This window comes from Flavobacterium sp. KMS, from assembly GCF_000813005.1.
Classification (GTDB): domain Bacteria; phylum Bacteroidota; class Bacteroidia; order Flavobacteriales; family Flavobacteriaceae; genus Flavobacterium.
In genome coordinates this window covers 331,563-351,461 of sequence record NZ_JSYP01000001.1, presented here as the reverse complement: position 1 = coordinate 351,461, position 19,899 = coordinate 331,563, and the positions used below count along the sequence as shown (strand labels likewise).

The window sequence follows — 19,899 nt, the reverse complement described above, 5'->3', positions numbered from 1 at the left end:
ATTATATTTTAAGCGTTCATTAATAATAGACGACTAAAATTTAATAAAGTTACTAAAAATCATCACTTTGTTTAGTATAATGCTATAATTGTTGAAGTAGTTGTAACTCGAAGTGATAAGTTATGACTAATCATGTATGCTATGATTTTTGTAGATTTAAGAATAGAAGTTTTATTAGTATCTATAGCTATGCTATGATTATAATATGGCTCATATTTTTTTTGCTCAGTAATCGAGAATAAACCAACTGTAGGAGTTTGTACAGAGCTTGCTAAATGCATGATTCCAGAATCAGCACCAATAAAAGCTTCAGTATTTGCGATTAATGCGCCAATTTCACGTATGTCTTTACTGTAAAAATGTGTGGCTTTAAAGCCAATTTGCGAGACATTTTCAATAGGTAAAATTTCAATAATATTATGATTAGGATATTGAGTTTTTAGCCTTTTATAAAACTTCCCCCACCATGATTCAGAATAACATTTGTCGCCAGTTGCATAAGTATAAATGCAAATCGTTTTTTTATCGTTATTGACTAATTTGTCTAGTATTTTTTTTCCTTCAATGATTTCAGAATTACTCAATTTAAGATTTAATGCAGCGATTGACTTGTTATTTGGGTTAAAGCCTAGTTCGCTTAAATAACTTCTGAAATTGTATACAGGATATTTTGCAATATGTTCATAATCAAGATATTTTGATTGAATATCTTCGACTGTAGAATCTCCGAAGAATTTGAATTTTGAATTTGAAAATTTAACCGAAAGTCTTCCAGATGAAGAATTTTTATCAACATTAATTGCAATATCATATTGTTGTTTTCTAAGCGATATCCATACCTTAATATATTGAAGTAAGTTCTTAAAAGGCTTTTTAGGTAGCTCAATTATCTTATCGACATTGTCGTAGTTTTCGAATAATATAGGCGCTAGATTGCCTTTTACAAATAAGTCTATTTTGCATCCCGGAAATGTAGTAATGACTTCTTCTAATAAAGGTGTAATTAATAATAAGTTCCCTAATCGGGCATTTGGACGTGAAATTAAAACTCTTTTAATCTCAGGTTTAATGGTTAAATGTTTTTTATTCGCATTTGTAGAGTGGCCAATGTTTTTAGTTAAGCTATGCATTAACTTTCGTCTTACTACGTTTATGTTTTTTAAGATTTTCATAGTGTAAATATTATTTATTAAGCTTACTTCAGTTAAAAAAGAATAAATGGCAACTCAAAAAAACAGAAAGAATTAAAAGCAAATTGTTAAAACTTATTATGAGTCTTGTTGTAATAATAACTAAATGAGGTTATTATGTTTGCTGCTTTAAGTAAAGTTAGCAAAATCATTTATAAGCTGATTACATAATTTTCTGTTTTTTTTATATGATGAATCAAAATTGGTTTTTTTAAAAGGATTGATGGTTAAGTCTTAGTTAACTTATAATTAGGTTTTTAGGTCTTATGACATAGTGAGAAGAGTTGTGACTCCGTTTCGTTTGATAACACGACTGAAAGTAAAAATGACAACTGCTATATAATCTAAAATCAGCCATCTAAAAACCAAAATTTATAAAAAAAGTATATCTTTAACCAACCAAAAACCAAAAAAAATGCAAGAAAACAAACCAGAAGATTTTAAAAGAGAACTCGGATTGCTAGACGGAACCATGCTTGTGGTAGGGTCTATGATTGGTTCAGGAATATTTATTGTAAGTGCCGATATTGCCCGACAAGTAGGTTCTGCGGGTTGGCTAATCTTAATATGGCTAATCTCAGGATTAATTACAGTTATTGCAGCAGTAAGTTATGGAGAATTAAGTGCCATGTTTCCAAAAGCTGGTGGGCAGTATGTTTACTTAAAAGAAGCTTACAATAAGTTGATAGCGTTTTTGTATGGATGGAGCTTTTTTGCAGTAATCCAAACGGGTACAATTGCTGCTGTAGGTGTCGCTTTTGCCAAATTTGCGGCTTATCTCTATGAACCTTTAAGTGATGAAAATATTCTTTTTGAGATAGGTTCTTTCGACTTAAATGCAGCTCAATTGGTTTCTATTGTTACGATTATTTTATTAACGTATATAAATAGCCGTGGGGTTAAAAACAGTAAAATTCTACAAACGGTTTTAACTATTATCAAAATTTTATCACTTTTAGGATTAATCGTTTTCGGGTTAACACTTGGAGCAAAAGCTTCTATTTGGGATGCTAATTGGGTAGATGGTTGGTCTACGCGTGCTTTTGATGCAGATACTAAATCTTGGTTTCCAATAGGAGGTACAGCATTGCTTACAGGTATTTCGGCAGCTATGGTTGGTTCTTTATTTTCTAGTGATGCTTGGAATGGAGTAACTTTTATTGCGGGCGAAATTAAAAATCCGAAACGTAATGTAGGGTTTAGTCTATTCTTGGGAACTTTTATAGTTACGATTATTTATGTTTTAACAAACCTGATGTACTTGGCAGTAGTACCCTTTGATGAAATTGCTACAGCAAAATCTGATAGGGTAGCGGTAGTAGCATCACAATATATTTTTGGTAATATCGGAACGTTAATCATTGCAATTATGATTATGATTTCGACTTTTGCTTGTAATAATGGGCTAATAATGGCTGGAGCAAGGGTATATTATACAATGGCAAAAGATGGTTTGTTTTTTAAGAAAGCAGCGATATTAAATGAGTCTAGTGTTCCGGCTTGGGCATTATGGGCACAATGTGTTTGGGCTTCGGCTTTATGTTTGACAGGGAAATATGGGGATTTATTAGACTTTGTTATTATCATTGTTCTGATTTTTTACATTTTGACTATTTATGGTATTTTTATTCTGCGTAAGAAAATGCCAGATGCCGAGAGACCTTATAAAGCTTTCGGATATCCATTTCTGCCATTCCTATATATTGTAGTAGCATCGGCAATTTGTATTTGTTTATTGCTTACTAAATTTTCTACTTGTGGTTGGGGCGTTTTAATTATGCTAACAGGAATTCCTGTTTACTATTTGACTAAACCGAAAGAATAAGCGGCATAATTTAAAGAAAGCCATTAATTAGTGGCTAAAAGAGAATAGTTGCTAACTTAGATTGTCTATAGAGGAACGCGGATTAAACGGATTTTTTATCTATTATTTTAAAAAATCCGTTTTTATCCGCGTTTTTTACTTTTGTAAATCTGTATCATCCGCGTTCCTTTCGCAAAGAGTTAGATAGAATAGAAGATTAAGAAAGCTGTTAATCAGTGGCAAGAATAATGAATATATAAAAACAGAAAACCCGTCCTAAAGACGGGTTTTTCTAGTGTAGTAAGCACTTATATAATGCTAGCAATTATTTTGCTAACACTAATTCTTCGTTGAAAGGAAGATTCCAAGCTTCTGCAACTCCTTTGTAAAGGATTTTTCCATTAGCAATATTCAATCCTTTTTTCAATTCTTCGTTTTCAGCACAAGCTTTTTCCCATCCTTTGTTTGCTAATTGTAAAGCGTAAGGTAAAGTAGCGTTTGTTAAAGCAAGTGTAGATGTGTAAGGTACAGCTCCAGGCATATTAGCCACACAGTAGTGTACAATATCATCGATAATGAAAGTTGGGTTTTCGTGAGTTGTTGGTGTACATGTTTCGATACATCCACCTTGATCAACAGCAACGTCTACAACAACAGTTCCTGGACGCATTAGTTTAAGCATATCACGAGTAACTAAGTGAGGTGCTTTTGCTCCCGGAATTAATACTGCTCCAACTACTAAATCTGCATCAGCGATTGCTTTTGTAATGTTATAGTGGTTTGACATTTGAGTGTTTACGTTTGCAGGCATAATATCATCTAAATGACGAAGACGTGCTAAGCTTACATCCATAATAGTAACTTGAGCTCCTAAACCAGCAGCCATTTTTGCAGCTTGAGTACCAACGATTCCACCACCAAGTACTAATACTTTAGCAGGAGGAACACCTGGAACACCACCTAAAAGAATTCCTCTTCCTTTTAATGGTTTCTCAAGATATTTAGCTCCTTGTTGAATAGACATACGTCCAGCAACTTCTGACATTGGAACTAATAATGGTAAACTACGGTCAGCTTTTTCAACAGTTTCGTAAGCTAAACATACAGCTCCTTTTTCGATCATTGCGTGTGTTAACGGCTCTGATGAAGCAAAGTGAAAGTATGTAAATAATAATTGATCTTTTTTGATTAAATCATATTCAGATGCAATAGGTTCTTTAACTTTAATAATCATTTCAGCTATAGCATATACCTCTTCAATAGTTGCTAATACCTGAGCACCAGCATTAGTATACTCCTCATCGCTAAATCCACTTCCTAAACCGGCAGTTGCTTGAACGTAAACAACATGTCCGTGTTTTTTCATTTCCGAAACTCCAGCTGGTGTAACAGCTACACGGTTTTCGTTATTCTTGATTTCTTTTGGAACACCTATTATCATTTTTTATATTTTTTTTGTTTTTGTTAATTTTGTTTTACAAAGCTACATATAGAGAATATATTATCGATATTATGAGTATAATAAAGAAAATATTGTTTTTATTTAATATTTTTACCAAAAAATATTCTTTTTAATAAGCTTTTATCGTCTATAAAAAGAAAAAATGACTGATTTGTAATAATTTTTAAACCACTTTTTACCATGATTTTAGACGAAACTGACAAAAAAATCCTACGCCTTTTACAAGAAGATGCGCATTATACCTTAAAAGACATTGCAAACAAAATAAATTTGTCTCTTACGCCTGTTCATGATAGAGTCAAACGACTTGAGAGAGAGGGAGTTATTGAGAAATATGTGTCTATTTTGAACAAGAAAAAATTAGGGAATAATCTTACGGTTTATTGCCAGGTAACGCTCACAAAACAGACATATGATACGTCGGAAGGGTTTAATCAATCTATTTTGAATTTACCCGAAGTTGTAGAATGTAATTATGTATCAGGAAATTTTGATTACATGCTTAAAATTATCATTCCAGATATGGAAACGTATCATCATTTTCATCAAAAAAAATTATCAATTTTGCCCGAAGTTTCTTTAATCAATACTGTCTTTGTAATGTCCGAAGTAAAGAGTACGACAGTTTTACCAATAATATAATGTGAAGTACAACTGTTGTGAATTGAAATTGATCGAGTTATAAGTTCAATTACATAAAATTATTAGTGTAATAAAAAGTTCACCATGTAAGTGATTTAAGTAAATATAAGTGTGACTATCTGTATAAAGCTTAAATGAACTTAAATCACTTATATGGTAAAAAAAAACTCAACTGGTTGATTTAAAAGTAAAAACCACCAAGAGAACTTGATGGTTTTGAGAAAAAGTTGGTTTGGTTGGTGTATATGCTAGTAGTAAGTAAAACGTCTTACTTTCGCAATATATTTTGCTAATCGAATAACCTGGTGACTATAGCCATATTCATTATCGTACCAGATATATAATACAATGCTTTTTCCGTCTTTGGAAACTATTGTAGCATTACTATCATAAATTGATGGTGCCGAAGTACCGATTATGTCAGAAGAAACCAATTCTGTATTCAAAGAATATTTTATCTGTTCTACTAATTCGCCTTCAAGGGCATATTTTTTCATTATTTTGTTAATTCCAGCAATCGAAGTTGCTTTTTTAACATCAAGATTTAATACAACAAGAGAACCGTTAGGAACAGGAACACGTATTGCATTTGATGTTAATTTCCCTTCAAGCGATGGTAATGCTTTTGCAACAGCACTTCCTGCACCAGTTTCAGTAATTACCATATTTAATGCAGCAGCTCTGCCACGACGGTATTTTTTGTGCATATTATCAACCAGATTCTGATCATTAGTATATGCATGTATAGTTTCTAAGTGTCCTTTTACAACACCTAGTGTATCTTCAATTGCTTTTAAAACAGGCGTTATAGCATTTGTAGTACAAGAAGCTGCCGAGAAAATATCATTTTCATCGGGATTGTATTCGTTATGATTTACTCCGTGTACAATATTAGGAACTCCTTTTCCAGGTGCAGTAAGTAAAACTTTGCTAACCCCTTTAGAAGCTAAGTGCCTGCTTAATGCTTCCTGAGTTGTAAAAGCACCAGTGTTATCTATAACTAGAGCATCATTAATGCCATATAGCGTATAATCTATTTCTTCGGGAGAATTTGCCGAAATAATATGTACCGTAGTTCCATTTATCAAAAGAGCATTATTCTTTGGGTCAGCAACCACAGAACCTTGAAAATCTCCATGAATAGAGTCATATCTTAATAAAGATGCTCTTTTTTCAAGATTTGCTAGTTCGCTTTTATCACGAATAACAATTGCTCTTAATCTCAACTGATTTCCTTTTCCTGTTTTAGACATTAATTCTCTGGCCAATAAGCGACCAATTCGGCCAAAGCCATAAAGAACAACATCTTTAGGTTGAATTTCTTCAGATGATTTAGCTTCTTTTAGTTTTTCGATTACAAAATGGCGAGCATCTGGATATTTTTCATCCTCCAAACGATATTCATAAGTTAGTTTTCCAATATCAATTTTGGAAGGAGGTAATTTTAAAGATAAAACAACTCTCGCAATTTCAACAGAGTCAAAAATAGTAATTGGTTTACCTACAAATTCTCCAGCGTATTGATGTAAATTAATAATGTCGCTTACATTCTTATCTAGTAATTGATTTTTGAATAAAACCATTTCGATAGATTTATCATACCATAAATCGCTTATGATTTTAATCAATTCTACTCCGGCTTTTCGTCTGTCGACTTGAAATGATACTTCTTTTTGGTACAAAGATTTTTTGCTCATAGTTGAAAATTTGTAAAAATAAAACTGCTTGTTTTTTTAAATTTGGCGCAAAAGTACCCATTTCAATCGATTTCGTAAACTATTTTATGATTTATTTTGGAAACGGGTGAAAATAAATTTTCTTCCAATAAAATGAAAATTGGCTTCTCCTAAAACAAAAAAATAAATTCTATATCAGAAGGAAATAAAAAAGCCATCCTGATTTTGCAGGATGGCTTTGAATTTGGGAAATAAAATGATTTAGATGATAACTCGAATAACTTCTCCGTTTCTATTAATCATTTCAATTCGTATACTTTGGTTTTCGTCTTTTTGATTTAAAAGTTTCGAAACCGTTTCAATGTCTGTTGCTTTTATATTGTCAATACTTAAAATAATGTTGCCTTGTAATTCATTATTATACTGTTTAAGATTTTCGTTTGTAAGAGCTTTAATTTTTACACCATAGTTTATACCGAATCTCTTTTTATCGGTTGCATCGATATTTTCTAATTCGATTCCTTTATATTCAGTACTAAAAAATTCATTTTTACTTAAAGTAACAGGAACTACTTTATTTTTTCCGTCACGTATATAAGTTACCTGAACTACATCATTAGGTCTTTTTGTATTAATATATCCAGAAAAATCAGCATAAGTAGCTATATCTCGATTATCCAATTTTACAATGATATCACCTTTTTGAAGACCTGATTTTTCAGCACCTGATTTTTGAGTTACTTTATTGATGTAAAAACCTTGAGTTTGAGAGATACCCAGCTCTTTAGAAGCGGCATTGTTAAGTTCTCCGCCTTCTACACCTAAAATAGCTCTTTGTACATTACCAAACTCCATAATATCTTCTATTATTTTTCTGGCAATATTAGACGGAACTGCAAATGAGTATCCAACATAAGAACCGGTTGTAGAGGATATCATAGTATTAATACCAATTAAATCCCCTCTGGTGTTTACCAATGCACCACCACTATTACCAGGGTTTACCGCAGCATCTGTCTGGATAAACGATTGAATTCCGTTTGTATCTAAGTTTCTGGCTTTCGCCGAAACAATCCCCGCAGTTACTGTAGAAGTTAGATTATACGGATTTCCAACTGCCAGAACCCATTCACCCACTTTTACAGCATCAGAATCTGCAAAAGGAGTATAAGGTAATTTTTCGTCGGCATCGATTTTTAATAAAGCAATATCCATTTTAGAATCTGTTCCAATGAGTTTTGCCGTATAAGATTTTTTATTATTTAAAGTAATTTCAATTTCAGTGGCGTTTTTTATCACGTGATTATTAGTTACGATATATCCATCAGCAGAAATAATTACACCAGAACCAGTACCAACTTGTTCTTGTGTTTGCTGACCTCCATAACCGTAAAAATATTCTAACATTGGGTTAGTAACAGTTCTGCGAGATACATTTTTTACGTGCACTACTGTATGAATGGTTTTATCTGCTGCAGCTGTAAAATCAACAGTTTCGGGACCTAATCCTACTGTTTTAGAGTATGAATTTGGAGCAAGAGTTACTATCGATTTCTTTTCGCCAAAAAGAGAACCGTTATTATCAAATAATAACTTGTATGCACCAAGCGTAGTAGCACCGCTTAATAAGGATACTAAAAATAAGGTTGAAAATCGTTTCATAGTTTTGATTAGTGTTTAAGTTATCTATGTATAAAATTATATCAAAAAAAAACTGAAGTAAAGTGGTTTAACGCTCTTTAACAATGATTAACATTTCATTAATAGTTTGTACTTTTGTATTTCTCAATTCAATAACAATGCAAGTAGAATTTTATAAATATCAGGGTACAGGAAATGATTTTGTAATGATTGATAATCGTTCTGATTTTTTTCCAAAGAAAGATACAAAATTAATTGAACGTTTGTGCGACAGACGATTCGGAATTGGTGCTGATGGACTGATTTTGTTAGAAAATGATTCTGAAACCGATTTTAGAATGGTTTACTATAATGCCGACGGAAACCAAAGTTCGATGTGTGGAAACGGTGGTAGATGTTTGGTGGCATTTGCTAAAAAACTAGATGTAATAGAAAATGAAACAACCTTTATAGCTACAGATGGTTTGCATCATGCTACAATCGCGCCAGACTCTATTGTTTCTTTGCAAATGATAGATGTTGATGCTATAAATAAATATGATAATTATACGTTCTTAAATACAGGATCTCCACATCATGTACAAATAGTAGATGATTTAGAACATTATAATGTAAAAGAAAACGGAGCAGCTATACGTTACGGAGAATTGTATGGAAAACCAGGGAGTAATATCAACTTTGTAAAAAAAGTAGATGATAAAACATTTTCACTACGCACTTATGAAAGAGGTGTAGAAGATGAAACTCTTGCTTGCGGAACAGGCGCTACAGCGGTTGCAATAGCTATGAATGCAATAGGAGAAACTAATGAAACAGATATCAACTTAAATGTTGAAGGAGGTAAACTAGTTGTTTCTTTTGATAAAGTAGGGGAGCACTTTACAAATGTGTTCTTAAAAGGACCAGCAGAATTTGTATTTAAAGGAACAATCGAGATTTAATGTTTTCGGTCTGAAATCTATCCTATCCCGACGTTTTGGGATCGGGGCTAAATTCTAAAATTAAAAATGATCACATTAAAAGGCGATACTATATATATACGAGCATTAGAACCCAATGATCTGGAGTTTATTTATGCAGTCGAAAATGACCTTAGTATTTGGGAAGTAAGCAATACTCAAACACCTTACAGCCGATTCTTAATAAAACAATATCTGGAAAATGCCCATCAGGACATTTATGAAGCCAAACAATTACGACTTGCTATTTGTCAAGATCAGGATTTTCCTGCCATTGGCCTAGTTGATTTATTCGATTTTGACCCTAAAAATAATAGGGCAGGTATTGGGATTGTAATTCAGGATAATGAAAGAAGGAATCAAAATATTGGTTCTGAAGCTTTAACATTATTAATTAAATATTCTTTTTATCATCTTAATTTACATCAATTATATGCAAATATTGGTGTTAAAAACGAAGCAAGTAATGCACTTTTTACTAAATTTGGCTTTGAAAAAATTGGAACAAAAAAAGATTGGCTTTTAGTTAATGGAGTTTATCAGGACGAAGCCCTTTTTCAATTAATTAATAAGGAGTTTTAAAAGTTTAGTTTTTAAATTGTTATAATTAAAAAAAAATACTAGCAAGTAATGCAACCACATATGAATATAAAGAAAATTATAACAATAAGTGCCGTAATAGTAATTTCGGTTTTGATGGTTTATGGGTTTATTTTGATAAGCCAAATTTTTAGTGCTAATACTAAATTTTCTGAGAAAGAAGTTTACGTTTATGTACCTACGGGATCTAATTATGAAGATGTAAAAAAGATATTAGAACCCTTTGTAAAAGATTTAAAGAACTTTGAGATGGTTGCTAGTAAAAGAGGTTATCCTGATAATGTAAAACCAGGACGCTTTTTATTAACCAAGGATATGAATAATATGGATTTGGTTAGAGCAATGCGATCTAATGTTCCGGTAAAATTAGCTTTTAACAATCAAGAACGTCTAGAGGATTTTGCAGGACGTGTTGCTTCTCAAATAGAAGCTGATAGCACATCATTGCTAAAAGTATTTAAAGATTCTATTTTCATGAAAGAAAATGGTTTTAACGAAGATAATGTGTTTGCAATGTTTATCCCGAATACGTATGAAGTGTATTGGAATACTTCGGCTCTTAAGTTTCGTGATAAAATGATTAAAGAATATCATAATTTCTGGACTAAAGAGAGAATAGATCAAGCTGCTGCACAAGGATTAACTCCAGTAGAAGCTACAATTTTGGCTTCAATCGTACATAAAGAATCTGTAAAAAAAGATGAGCGACCTAGAATTGCAGGAGTTTATTTAAACAGATTGCGTCTGGAAATGCCATTACAAGCTGATCCAACGGTTATTTACGCAATCAAAAAGAAATCAAATGACTTTGAGCAAGTAATAAAAAGAGTTTTCTATAAAGACTTAACAATGTCGTCTCCATATAATACCTATATGAATACGGGACTTCCTCCAGGACCAATTGCAATGCCAGATATTACAGCATTAGAAGCGGTTTTAAAGCCTGAGAAAAATGATTACATCTATTTCTGTGCAAGTATAGATCGTTTTGGATATCATGAGTTTGCATCGACATTAGCACAGCATAATGTAAATGCAAAAAAATACTCAGACTGGATTAATAGTCAAGGAGTGGTAAGATAGTCCCGAAAGTAAAATATAATCTATAAAAAGATGCCGAAGTTAATTATTGACTTCGGCATCTTTTTTTTTATAAATATTGATTTTATAAATAGATTTTTGAGAAGTATGATTTGTTTAATTATTGATAGTTGAAATTGTTCAAATAATTGAATTTATTTTTCGACAAAAGAGAGAATTGTTTTTATTGAAAATATCAAAAAAAACGACCCTAATTTGACGATTTAGAATTTTAAAATAGATTGGTAGTCTTATCCCGTCTCGACGTTTTTCTTACAAAAATTGACGAAAAAGCAGTTTTTTTGAAAACGTTTTCATTGGGATTCCACGTTATTGAGAGATAAAATTGATTTTTGGAACGCACTCCTAACTAGGCGGTTACGGGGCGTATTTTGGGTTTTTTGAAAAGTTTAACTGGTTGATTTATAGCTTTGTAAATTTTGTTGTATCTTTGTGGGCAGAAATTTTTGAATGGGACAGCGTTCAAAAGAAAAACAATCTATGATAAAGAAATGGTATTTTTACACAACATTAACCGTTATTATTGGGTTTTTAAGCTCAGGTTTTAAGTCCTTTAATTTAGACACCACTCCTTGGTTTCTTACAGAAAAAACAGATGGAACAGACTACTTATTCCCATCTAAAGAAAAGAAAGATTATCCTGTCGCAGACAGTATCCCTTTCACCGGAAACCACCTAATCGGTTTCAAAGAAGCAATCGCTTTAAGAGAATCTCAAGGCAAATACAGAAAAGTAAATACACTTGGTTACATGGGAAAATATCAATTCGGAACCCAGGCTTTAAGAGCAATTGGAGTACGAAATGATGAAGCGTTCCTAAGAAACCCTGCGTTACAAGAAAAAGCATTTATTGCTTTGTTGTCTAAAAATAAATGGATTTTAAGGAAGGAAATCGAGAAGTATGAAGGAAAGCTTATCAGCGGAATTTATATTACCGAATCAGGAATATTAGCAGCAGCTCATTTAGGAGGTGCTGGGTCTGTTAAAAACTTTTTTAAGAATAATGGACAAAAATATTTCAGAGATGCTTATGGAACGTCTATTAGAAGTTACATGAAGGCTTTTGGAGGTTACAATGTCTCTTCAATCGAAGCAGATAATGATGCCACAGTTCACTCGATATAATTCATTACGAATTAAGAATATAAAAAAACCTGCAAGAGATTGCAGGTTTTTTACTTTTTAGTCAATTAGGATTTCCAGAATTGTAATTGCGGCTTCACTAATTTTTGTTCCAGGTCCAAAAACGGCTACAGCACCAGCATCAAATAAATACTGATAATCTTGTGCTGGTATTACACCACCCACAATAACCATGATATCTTCACGACCATGTTTTTTTAGTTCTTCGATAACTTGAGGTACAAGTGTTTTATGTCCCGCAGCAAGTGAGGAAACACCTAGAATATGAACGTCATTTTCTACAGCTTGTTTGGCAGCTTCTGCCGGAGTCTGGAAAAGTGGACCTATATCTACATCAAAACCTACATCGGCATAACCAGTGGCAACTACTTTTGCGCCTCTGTCATGACCGTCTTGCCCCATTTTGGCAATCATAATTCTTGGACGACGACCTTCTTGTTTGGCAAAGGTATCGGCCAATTGTTTTGCTTTCTCAAAGCTCTTGTCGTCTTTTATCGCTGCACTGTACACGCCACTAAAGGATTTAATTTGTGCTTTGTATCTTCCGAAAACAGTTTCTAAAGCATCGCTTATTTCGCCTAGAGTAGCACGATTTCTAGCTGCATCAATAGCTATTTCCAGTAAATTACCGTCGCCGGTTTTAGCACAATGAATTAATTTTTCGAGTATTGCTTTTACTTTTTCAGAATCTCTGGTTGCTTTTATATGTTCTAGTTGAGCAACTTGTTGTTTACGCACCATTTGGTTATCAACATCGAGAATCTGTAAAGGATCTTCTTTTTCTAGTCGGTATTTATTAACACCCACAATAATATCTTGTCCGCTGTCTATTCGGGCTTGTTTTCTTGCCGCAGCTTCTTCTATTCGTAATTTAGGAATTCCAGCTTCAATAGCTTTAGTCATTCCGCCTAGTTCTTCAACTTCTTCAATAAGTTTCCAAGCATTGGCAACAATTTCATTTGTTAAGCTCTCTACATAATAACTACCAGCCCAAGGGTCAACGGTTTTGGTTATTTTGGTTTCTTCCTGCAAGAAGATTTGAGTATTACGAGCAATTCTTGCCGAAAAATCTGTTGGCAATGCAATGGCTTCATCCAGAGCATTTGTATGTAACGATTGTGTTCCGCCAAAAGCAGCTGCTGTAGCCTCAATACAAGTACGAGCCACATTATTAAATGGATCTTGCTCGGTTAAACTCCAGCCACTTGTCTGACAATGCGTTCTCAAAGCCAGAGATTTATCGCTTTTAGGATTAAATTGTTGAACCAGTTTTGCCCAAATCATTCTTCCTGCACGCATTTTGGCAATTTCCATAAAGTGATTCATTCCTATTGCCCAGAAAAAAGACAATCGTGGAGCAAACTCATCTATAGGCATTCCTGTTGCCAATCCTGTTCGTATATATTCTAATCCATCGGCTAGAGTATAAGCCAATTCTATATCGGCAGTGGCACCTGCTTCTTGCATATGATATCCAGAAATGGAGATAGAATTGAATTTCGGCATTTTTTTGCTTGTAAATTCAAAAATATCAGCAATAATCTTCATCGAAGGAGTTGGCGGATAAATATAAGTGTTACGCACCATGAACTCTTTCAGGATATCATTTTGTATAGTTCCGGAAAGTTTTACAGGAGGAACACCTTGTTCTTCGGCAGCAACGATATAAAAAGCCATAATTGGTAAAACCGCACCATTCATTGTCATAGAAACCGACATCTCTTCAAGCGGAATTTGATCAAATAAAACCTTCATGTCTTCGACAGTGTCAATAGCAACTCCAGCTTTCCCGACATCACCAACAACACGCTCGTGATCAGAGTCGTATCCGCGATGCGTAGGTAAATCAAATGCAATTGATAAACCCTTTTGACCTGCAGCAAGATTACGTCTGTAAAATGCATTGCTTTCTTCTGCAGTCGAAAATCCTGCATATTGCCTGATTGTCCAAGGGCGTCTTACATGCATAGTTGCATAAGGACCTCTTAAATTTGGGGCAAATCCAGCTCCAAAATCAAGATGCTCTATATTCTCAATATCTTGTTTTGTATAGGTTGCTTTTAGGTCAATTCCTTCGGCAGTTTCAAAGTAATCAGTTGTTAGTTGTTTATCTTGAGGATTAACAATATCTACCTGTTCGCTTTCAATTTTTAATTTAATATGTTTAAGGTCTTTTCTCAATTGTAAAAAAGGTATTTAAAAGAAGTTTAATTCACTATCTCTGGATGTGTGAAAAATGGATTTTATAACGATACAATTTTCGTAAATTGAATAATGTATGGCATATGGAAAAGTTTTTAAAAATAATATTCTGATATTGTCATATCTAATTTGGAATAGTAATGGGTCTCTTTTAATAATTGCTATACTTTTTTTAAAGGAATCATTAAATCTAATAGCTAATTTTGGATGTATGTTTTTATACCAAAGCAAAGATTCTTTATAATCCTTTTTTGCTTCTTCGATAATTACTATTTTATAGATCATCTTCAATTTCTTTTAAAAAATCATCTATGTCAGTAACATTCGTTGGATTTTTTAAATAATTTTCTGTTCTTTCTCTAACTTGATCAATTTGCCATTGGGGGATTTTATAATTGTCATTTTGTACAGGTAAAATAATTACTTCTACTTCATCTGCTATAAAATCATCGGGTAAAATAACTGTTATAGAATGATTTTTAACCGATATTATTTGTCGAATTGCTTCCATAATTAGTTGTGTTAGATTCAAATATAGCTATTTTAAATCAGTTTTATTCAAGTTCTAATCGTTCTTGCTCCAGTTTTTCGGCCAACCGTTTTTCTATTATTGGTGTAATTAATGTCTTTCTTGGTTTTATTTTTACAAAAGGAAAGAGTTCTAAATCATGCTTCATTTTGTCGTCTTTGTTCGGGTACTTATTTGTTCCGAGTAAAACTTCTTTCTTTGTATCAAATAATTCTTGTTCCTTATCGGCGCTTTCCTGAATTTTTCTTTTGATAATTCCTTCGTTTAATAATTTTAAGAAACCTCCATTGGCTTCGATATCTTTAAACAAGGTCAATGATTTCTCGGCAAGTTGGTTGGTCAGACTTTCGATATAATAACTTCCGTCAGCTGGATTATTGACTTTGTCAAAATAACTTTCGTTTTTAAGAATCAATAATTGATTGCGTGCAATTCGATCTCCAAATTCATTGTCTTTATGGTATAAAGCATCGTATGGTAAATTAGCAATGGCATCTGCACCACCAATTATTGCCGACATACATTCGGTTGTGGTACGTAACATGTTTACATTGTAATCGTACAAGGTTTTATTTCGCTTTGTGGGCGAAGCAAGTATATGACATTTTAGGTTTGGATTGTATTCGGTTGCTATTAAATTAAAAAGCAATCGTAAGGCACGAAGTTTAGCAATTTCAAAAAAGTAATTGGTTCCTACTGATACTTGTAATACGATGGTTCCGTTTATTGAGGGAATTCGATTAAAATATTCGTTTGCATGTGCTACTGTATATGCAATTTGCTGTACCATATTAGCACCAGCATTTTGATATAAACTTGCATTAATACTTATTAAGGATGCATTTGGAATTTCCTTTGAAAGGATTTCAAGCGTTTCGAAATTGTTTTTTTCTTTGGTTGTAAAGGAAAACCAATTGCCTTCTTTTGCCAATTGCCCAAGGGGATCAATATTATAGTAAAAATTCGCTTTTTTCGGTATTGAAATTGCGTTTAGTTTTTTTACGAAATCGATTGAAATAAAATTCAAATTAAAGTAAACATTTCTGTTTTCTAAAGGTAATTTTTCGAATAATTTATCAACGGCAACGGTGTCATTTTCGATTGTAAAATACAAACTTTCAGCACCTCTTTTTAGGGAATCTAAAGCCCTTTCAACTGATTTTGAAACGTCATGAACAAAAATGTTCTGACATATTTTAAAATCAGTTGCTTTGGTTGTTACTTCAACGGGCTTGATGTTTTCATCACTATGATAAAATGGTTTTACCTGAATGTCTTCTGGCGAATTCCAAATCAGGGTTTCGTTATAATCGGCACCATCCAATTCAAAATGAATTTTTTGTTTCCATTGTTTGGATGATACTGGACTAAAATTATCGAAAAGGGGAGTAGCCATTTTTATCTTTTTATAATTCTGAATTTATTTTTTTTCGATAGTGTCACCTTCAAACTCGATGATGTAAATATCTTCACTATCTTTTTTCATAAAATACTTTTCCCGTGCATATTTCTCAATTTGCTCTGGGTTTTTAAGTTCTTTTATTTGTTCCTGGTCTTTTTTTATCTCTTCTTGATAATAGGTTTTGTTGTCTTTTAACTCATTTATTTGGTTATCTAGAAAGCGATGGTCAAAATAGGAGTAATTATCCAGAAAAACCATCCAGATTATAAAAAATAACAATACCCAAACATATTTGTTGCTCAGGAATTTAAACCAGGATTTATCTTTATATGGATTTGTCATTTTTTATTTTTTAGCCCCGATAAAGCCGATATCCTTTGAGAGGAACGAACAAAGATAAAGGCGAAAGCGGGAATAGCTCCTAATTTTTAATGCAATAAATTTACAATAAAATTATAGAATACGTTGATTAATTACTGCACGAACTACATCTATTGCTACGGTATTGTATTTGTCGTTTGGTATGATAATATCAGCAAAAGCCTTTGTTGGTTCGATAAACTGCTCATGCATAGGTTTTAAAGTGTTTTGGTACCGTGTTAAAACCTCGTCTAAGTCACGACCACGTTCGGCGATATCACGCTTTAAACGTCTGATAAGTCTTTCATCAGAATCAGCGTGAACGTATACTTTAATGTCAAAAAGATCTCTTAGTTCTGGATTTGTCAGGATTAAAATCCCTTCTACAATCATTACTTTTCTAGGATGTGTACTAATTGTATCGTCGGTTCTGTTATGTGTGATAAAAGAATAAACAGGTTGATCGATAGTTTTTCCTTCTTTAAGTTCTTTTAAGTGGGTAACTAATAAATCAAAATCAATCGCACGTGGATGGTCAAAATTTATTAAGGCTCTTTCATCAAAAGATAGATTTTTATTTTCTCTGTAGTATGAATCCTGAGAAATCACGCCCACTTCGGCATGGGGTAATTCATTCATGATTTGATGTACTACGGTTGTTTTCCCGCTTCCTGTTCCGCCTGCAATTCCAATGATGAGCATAAAAATATTGTTATAATTTGAAGCCGCAAAAATAACAATTAATACGGATTTGTCATTAGATAAAATTCCTAAAATTCCTTGTAGCTTTTATCTTGTTTTAATTTTTTTATTGATTCGGTTTTTAATTCAATAATTAATCCTTACTAGAGGAAAGGTTTAATGCTGATTTCGCAAATTTACTCTAATCAGTACGTTAAACTAGTTTGCAAAATATTGATAAAAAAATGTATTTGTATATAAGGTGGAACCTATATAAAAGAAAAGACCTCGATTACTTAGTAATCGAGGTCTTTGGTGCAATCAGTGATTTTTTTGAATATCTGACTTTAGTAAGCACTTATTATTTGTTTTTCTTTGCTTTTATCATCATTTCAAGCTGATCCCAAAGTTCTTCTGGAATTGCTTCTAATAAATTAAATTGTCCAGCTCCTTTTAACCATTCGCCACCATCGATAACAATTACTTCACCATTAACATAGGCTGAGAAATCAGAAACTAAATAAGCAGCTAAATTGGCTAATTCCTGGTGATCACCTACACGTTTTAATGGTACTTTTTTAGCCATGTCAAATTTCTCTGCAAGATCTCCCGGAAGTAATCTGTCCCAAGCACCTTTTGTAGGGAATGGACCTGGAGCGATAGCATTAGTACGGATTCCGTATTTTGCCCATTCTACAGCAAGACTTCTTGTCATCGCTAGAACTCCAGCTTTTGCAGTAGCACTTGGTACAACATAAGCAGATCCTGTCCAAGCATAAGTAGTTACAATATTTAATACCGTAGCCGATGTTTGTTTGGTATCAATCCAGTGCTTTCCGAAAGCAAGTGTACAGTTTTTAGAACCTTTTAATACAATATCGATAACAGTGTCAAAAGCATTAGCCGATAATCTTTCGGTTGGCGAAATAAAATTCCCAGCTGCATTGTTTAGTAATACATCTACTTTACCAAAAGCTTTTAAAACTTCTTGTAGCATGTTTTCTACTTCTTCGTAATGACGAACATCACATTGCAGTGGTAAACATGTTCCTCCTGTTAGGCCCTCAAGTTCTGTAGCTGTGTTTTTTAGTTTTTCTAAATCTCTCGACGTTATTGCAACTTTAGCACCTAACTCTAAAAAGTATTTAGTCATGGCTTTTCCTAGTCCGCTTCCTCCGCCGGTTACCACTATTACTTTGCCTTTTAAAGCATCGTCTCTTAACATTTTATCTGTATAACTCATGTTTTTTTAAATTTAAAAGGTAAATATAAGAATTAAATAGTATGCATGCATAATAAATGTGTTAATTTTAGTTTATGCTAAATGCTGCATAATCTTTCGGCAGCTGCCTCGAGTGTAGCATTATCTTTTGCAAAACAAAAACGGATTAGTTTTAAATCTTTTCCGTTGGCATAGAAAGTCGAAATAGGTATTGCAGCAACTCCGTATTCGGTTATTAGTCTTTTGCAGAAAGTCACATCATCTTCGTCGGAGATTGATTTATAGGATGCAACCTGAAAATAAGTTCCTTCACATGGTTTTAATTCGAATCGACTTTTTTCTAGTAATTTTTTAAAGTAATCTCTTTTTTCCTGATAGAATTTGCCAAGTTTGGTAACGTCAACAATATCTAGATATTCGCTTATTGCAACTTGAGAAATACTGTTTACACTAAAAACCAAAAACTGATGTACTTTCTTGATTTCTATCATTAAATGTTCTGGGGCTACGACGTAGCCAATTTTCCATCCTGTAATATGAAATGATTTCCCGAAAGATGAAATCATAATGCAACGGTCTAAAAGTTGCTCGCGGGTATGTGCTGAGATATGTTTTTCTTCAAAAGTGATGTATTCATAAACTTCGTCAGATAATACTAATAGGTCTGGGTATTTATCAAGAATCTTCTCTAATCGCACAAAATCTGCTTCCGCTAAAATTTTCCCTGTTGGGTTATGCGGATTGTTAATGATTATCATTCTTGTTTTGGCAGAACAAGCTTTTTCTATGATTTCCCAATTTGGCGTGTAATCATCGTTTAAGGGAACTCGAACTGAATGTGCATTGCATAATAAAACTGGTGCTTCGTAGCAATCATAACTTGGGTCGAGAATAATTACTTCGTCGTTTGCTTTAATTAACGCTTGTATGGTGGTAAAAATACCTTGAGTTGCTCCGGCAGTTACAAGAATTTCGGTTTCTGGTACAACTACTCGTTTATAGGAGTCCAGAACTAGTTTTGCGATTTTGGTTAATAACGGCGGATAACCTGCCATTGGAGTGTATTGGTGTACATTCTCGGTTGCAAGTCGTGCTACAATACTAGTTAAACGTTCGTCAACAGGAAAGTTAGGGAATCCTTGCGATAGGTTAATGGCATTGTATTCGTTTGCCATTTTAGACATAACCGTAAAAATACTCGTGCCAATGTGGGGGAGTTTGCTCATAAAAATCTATAATTACTTTTATAAAGATAGTTTTTTTATGATAATTTTAAATTCTTTTT

At 33.1% G+C, this 19,899-nt stretch carries 18 protein-coding genes; 6 read left to right on the top strand and 12 right to left on the bottom strand.

What is annotated here, in order from left to right; all coding sequences use genetic code 11:
• Positions 1-71: 71 nt before the first annotated feature.
• The gene (locus tag OA93_RS01530) at positions 72-1,172 is read right to left on the bottom strand and encodes a glycosyltransferase family 9 protein (protein WP_052259337.1); all 1,101 of its coding nucleotides are present in this window, start codon (positions 1,170-1,172) and stop codon (positions 72-74) included.
• Between the two features lie 433 nt (positions 1,173-1,605).
• Here OA93_RS01530 and OA93_RS01525 point away from each other — a divergent pair, with 433 nt between their 5' ends.
• A complete protein-coding gene (locus OA93_RS01525; protein WP_039111357.1) occupies positions 1,606-3,015 on the top strand; it encodes an amino acid permease in 1,410 nt (469 codons plus the stop codon).
• Positions 3,016-3,319: 304 nt separating this feature from the next.
• Here the strand turns inward: OA93_RS01525 and ald are convergent, their stop codons facing one another.
• Entirely contained in the window at positions 3,320-4,435 is a 1,116-nt protein-coding gene (ald, locus tag OA93_RS01520; RefSeq protein WP_039111355.1) for an alanine dehydrogenase, read from the bottom strand.
• A gap of 201 nt (positions 4,436-4,636) precedes the next feature.
• Between ald and OA93_RS01515 the strand changes: the two genes are divergently transcribed.
• Positions 4,637-5,098, top strand: a complete 462-nt coding sequence (locus tag OA93_RS01515; protein ID WP_039111354.1) for an Lrp/AsnC family transcriptional regulator — start codon at positions 4,637-4,639, stop codon at positions 5,096-5,098.
• Positions 5,099-5,346: 248 nt separating this feature from the next.
• On the opposite strand, the gene OA93_RS01510 is transcribed toward OA93_RS01515, so the two are convergent.
• Entirely contained in the window at positions 5,347-6,795 is a 1,449-nt protein-coding gene (locus OA93_RS01510) for a glyceraldehyde-3-phosphate dehydrogenase (protein ID WP_039111352.1), read from the bottom strand.
• Positions 6,796-7,035: 240 nt separating this feature from the next.
• Positions 7,036-8,436 carry a trypsin-like peptidase domain-containing protein gene (locus tag OA93_RS01505; protein ID WP_039111346.1) on the bottom strand — a complete coding sequence of 467 codons (1,401 nt, stop codon included), beginning with the start codon at positions 8,434-8,436 and terminating at the stop codon, positions 7,036-7,038.
• A 137-nt stretch (positions 8,437-8,573) separates the two neighbouring features.
• On the opposite strand from OA93_RS01505, the gene dapF reads away from it, so the two are divergent.
• The 4 genes from dapF to OA93_RS01485 all read left to right on the top strand — a co-directional run bounded on the left by dapF (position 8,574) and on the right by OA93_RS01485 (position 12,200).
• Positions 8,574-9,356, top strand: coding sequence for a diaminopimelate epimerase (gene dapF, locus OA93_RS01500; RefSeq protein WP_039111344.1), 783 nt, complete (start codon positions 8,574-8,576; stop codon positions 9,354-9,356).
• A 66-nt stretch (positions 9,357-9,422) separates the two neighbouring features.
• On the top strand, positions 9,423-9,956 hold the full coding sequence (locus OA93_RS01495; protein WP_039111342.1) for a GNAT family protein: 534 nt from the start codon (positions 9,423-9,425) through the stop codon (positions 9,954-9,956).
• A 60-nt stretch (positions 9,957-10,016) separates the two neighbouring features.
• Positions 10,017-11,057 (top strand): endolytic transglycosylase MltG, encoded by a 1,041-nt coding sequence (mltG, locus tag OA93_RS01490; RefSeq protein ID WP_039111583.1) that lies wholly within the window; start codon positions 10,017-10,019, stop codon positions 11,055-11,057.
• A 498-nt stretch (positions 11,058-11,555) separates the two neighbouring features.
• Positions 11,556-12,200 (top strand): peptidoglycan-binding protein LysM, encoded by a 645-nt coding sequence (locus OA93_RS01485; protein WP_082001757.1) that lies wholly within the window; start codon positions 11,556-11,558, stop codon positions 12,198-12,200.
• 57 nt (positions 12,201-12,257) lie between these two features.
• On the opposite strand, the gene scpA is transcribed toward OA93_RS01485, so the two are convergent.
• The 8 genes from scpA to OA93_RS01445 form a co-directional block, all read right to left on the bottom strand.
• Positions 12,258-14,399: a methylmalonyl-CoA mutase gene (scpA, locus tag OA93_RS01480; RefSeq protein WP_039111338.1), complete on the bottom strand. Its 2,142-nt coding sequence runs from the start codon at positions 14,397-14,399 to the stop codon at positions 12,258-12,260.
• A gap of 15 nt (positions 14,400-14,414) precedes the next feature.
• On the bottom strand, positions 14,415-14,705 hold the full coding sequence (locus OA93_RS01475; RefSeq protein ID WP_039111337.1) for a hypothetical protein: 291 nt from the start codon (positions 14,703-14,705) through the stop codon (positions 14,415-14,417).
• The gene (locus OA93_RS01470) at positions 14,695-14,931 is read right to left on the bottom strand and encodes a hypothetical protein (protein WP_039111335.1); all 237 of its coding nucleotides are present in this window, start codon (positions 14,929-14,931) and stop codon (positions 14,695-14,697) included. Before OA93_RS01470 ends, OA93_RS01475 begins: the two co-directional genes overlap by 11 nt.
• 43 nt (positions 14,932-14,974) lie before the next feature.
• Positions 14,975-16,345, bottom strand: a complete 1,371-nt coding sequence (locus tag OA93_RS01465; protein ID WP_039111333.1) for a methylmalonyl-CoA mutase subunit beta — start codon at positions 16,343-16,345, stop codon at positions 14,975-14,977.
• Positions 16,346-16,369: 24 nt separating this feature from the next.
• Positions 16,370-16,693, bottom strand: coding sequence for a septum formation initiator family protein (locus OA93_RS01460; RefSeq protein ID WP_039111330.1), 324 nt, complete (start codon positions 16,691-16,693; stop codon positions 16,370-16,372).
• Positions 16,694-16,804: 111 nt separating this feature from the next.
• Positions 16,805-17,413, bottom strand: coding sequence for a uridine kinase (gene udk, locus OA93_RS01455; protein ID WP_039111328.1), 609 nt, complete (start codon positions 17,411-17,413; stop codon positions 16,805-16,807).
• 340 nt (positions 17,414-17,753) lie between these two features.
• Positions 17,754-18,635, bottom strand: a complete 882-nt coding sequence (locus OA93_RS01450; protein ID WP_039111326.1) for an SDR family oxidoreductase — start codon at positions 18,633-18,635, stop codon at positions 17,754-17,756.
• A 77-nt stretch (positions 18,636-18,712) separates the two neighbouring features.
• Positions 18,713-19,840 carry a methionine aminotransferase gene (locus tag OA93_RS01445; protein ID WP_039111325.1) on the bottom strand — a complete coding sequence of 376 codons (1,128 nt, stop codon included), beginning with the start codon at positions 19,838-19,840 and terminating at the stop codon, positions 18,713-18,715.
• Positions 19,841-19,899 lie beyond the last annotated feature (59 nt).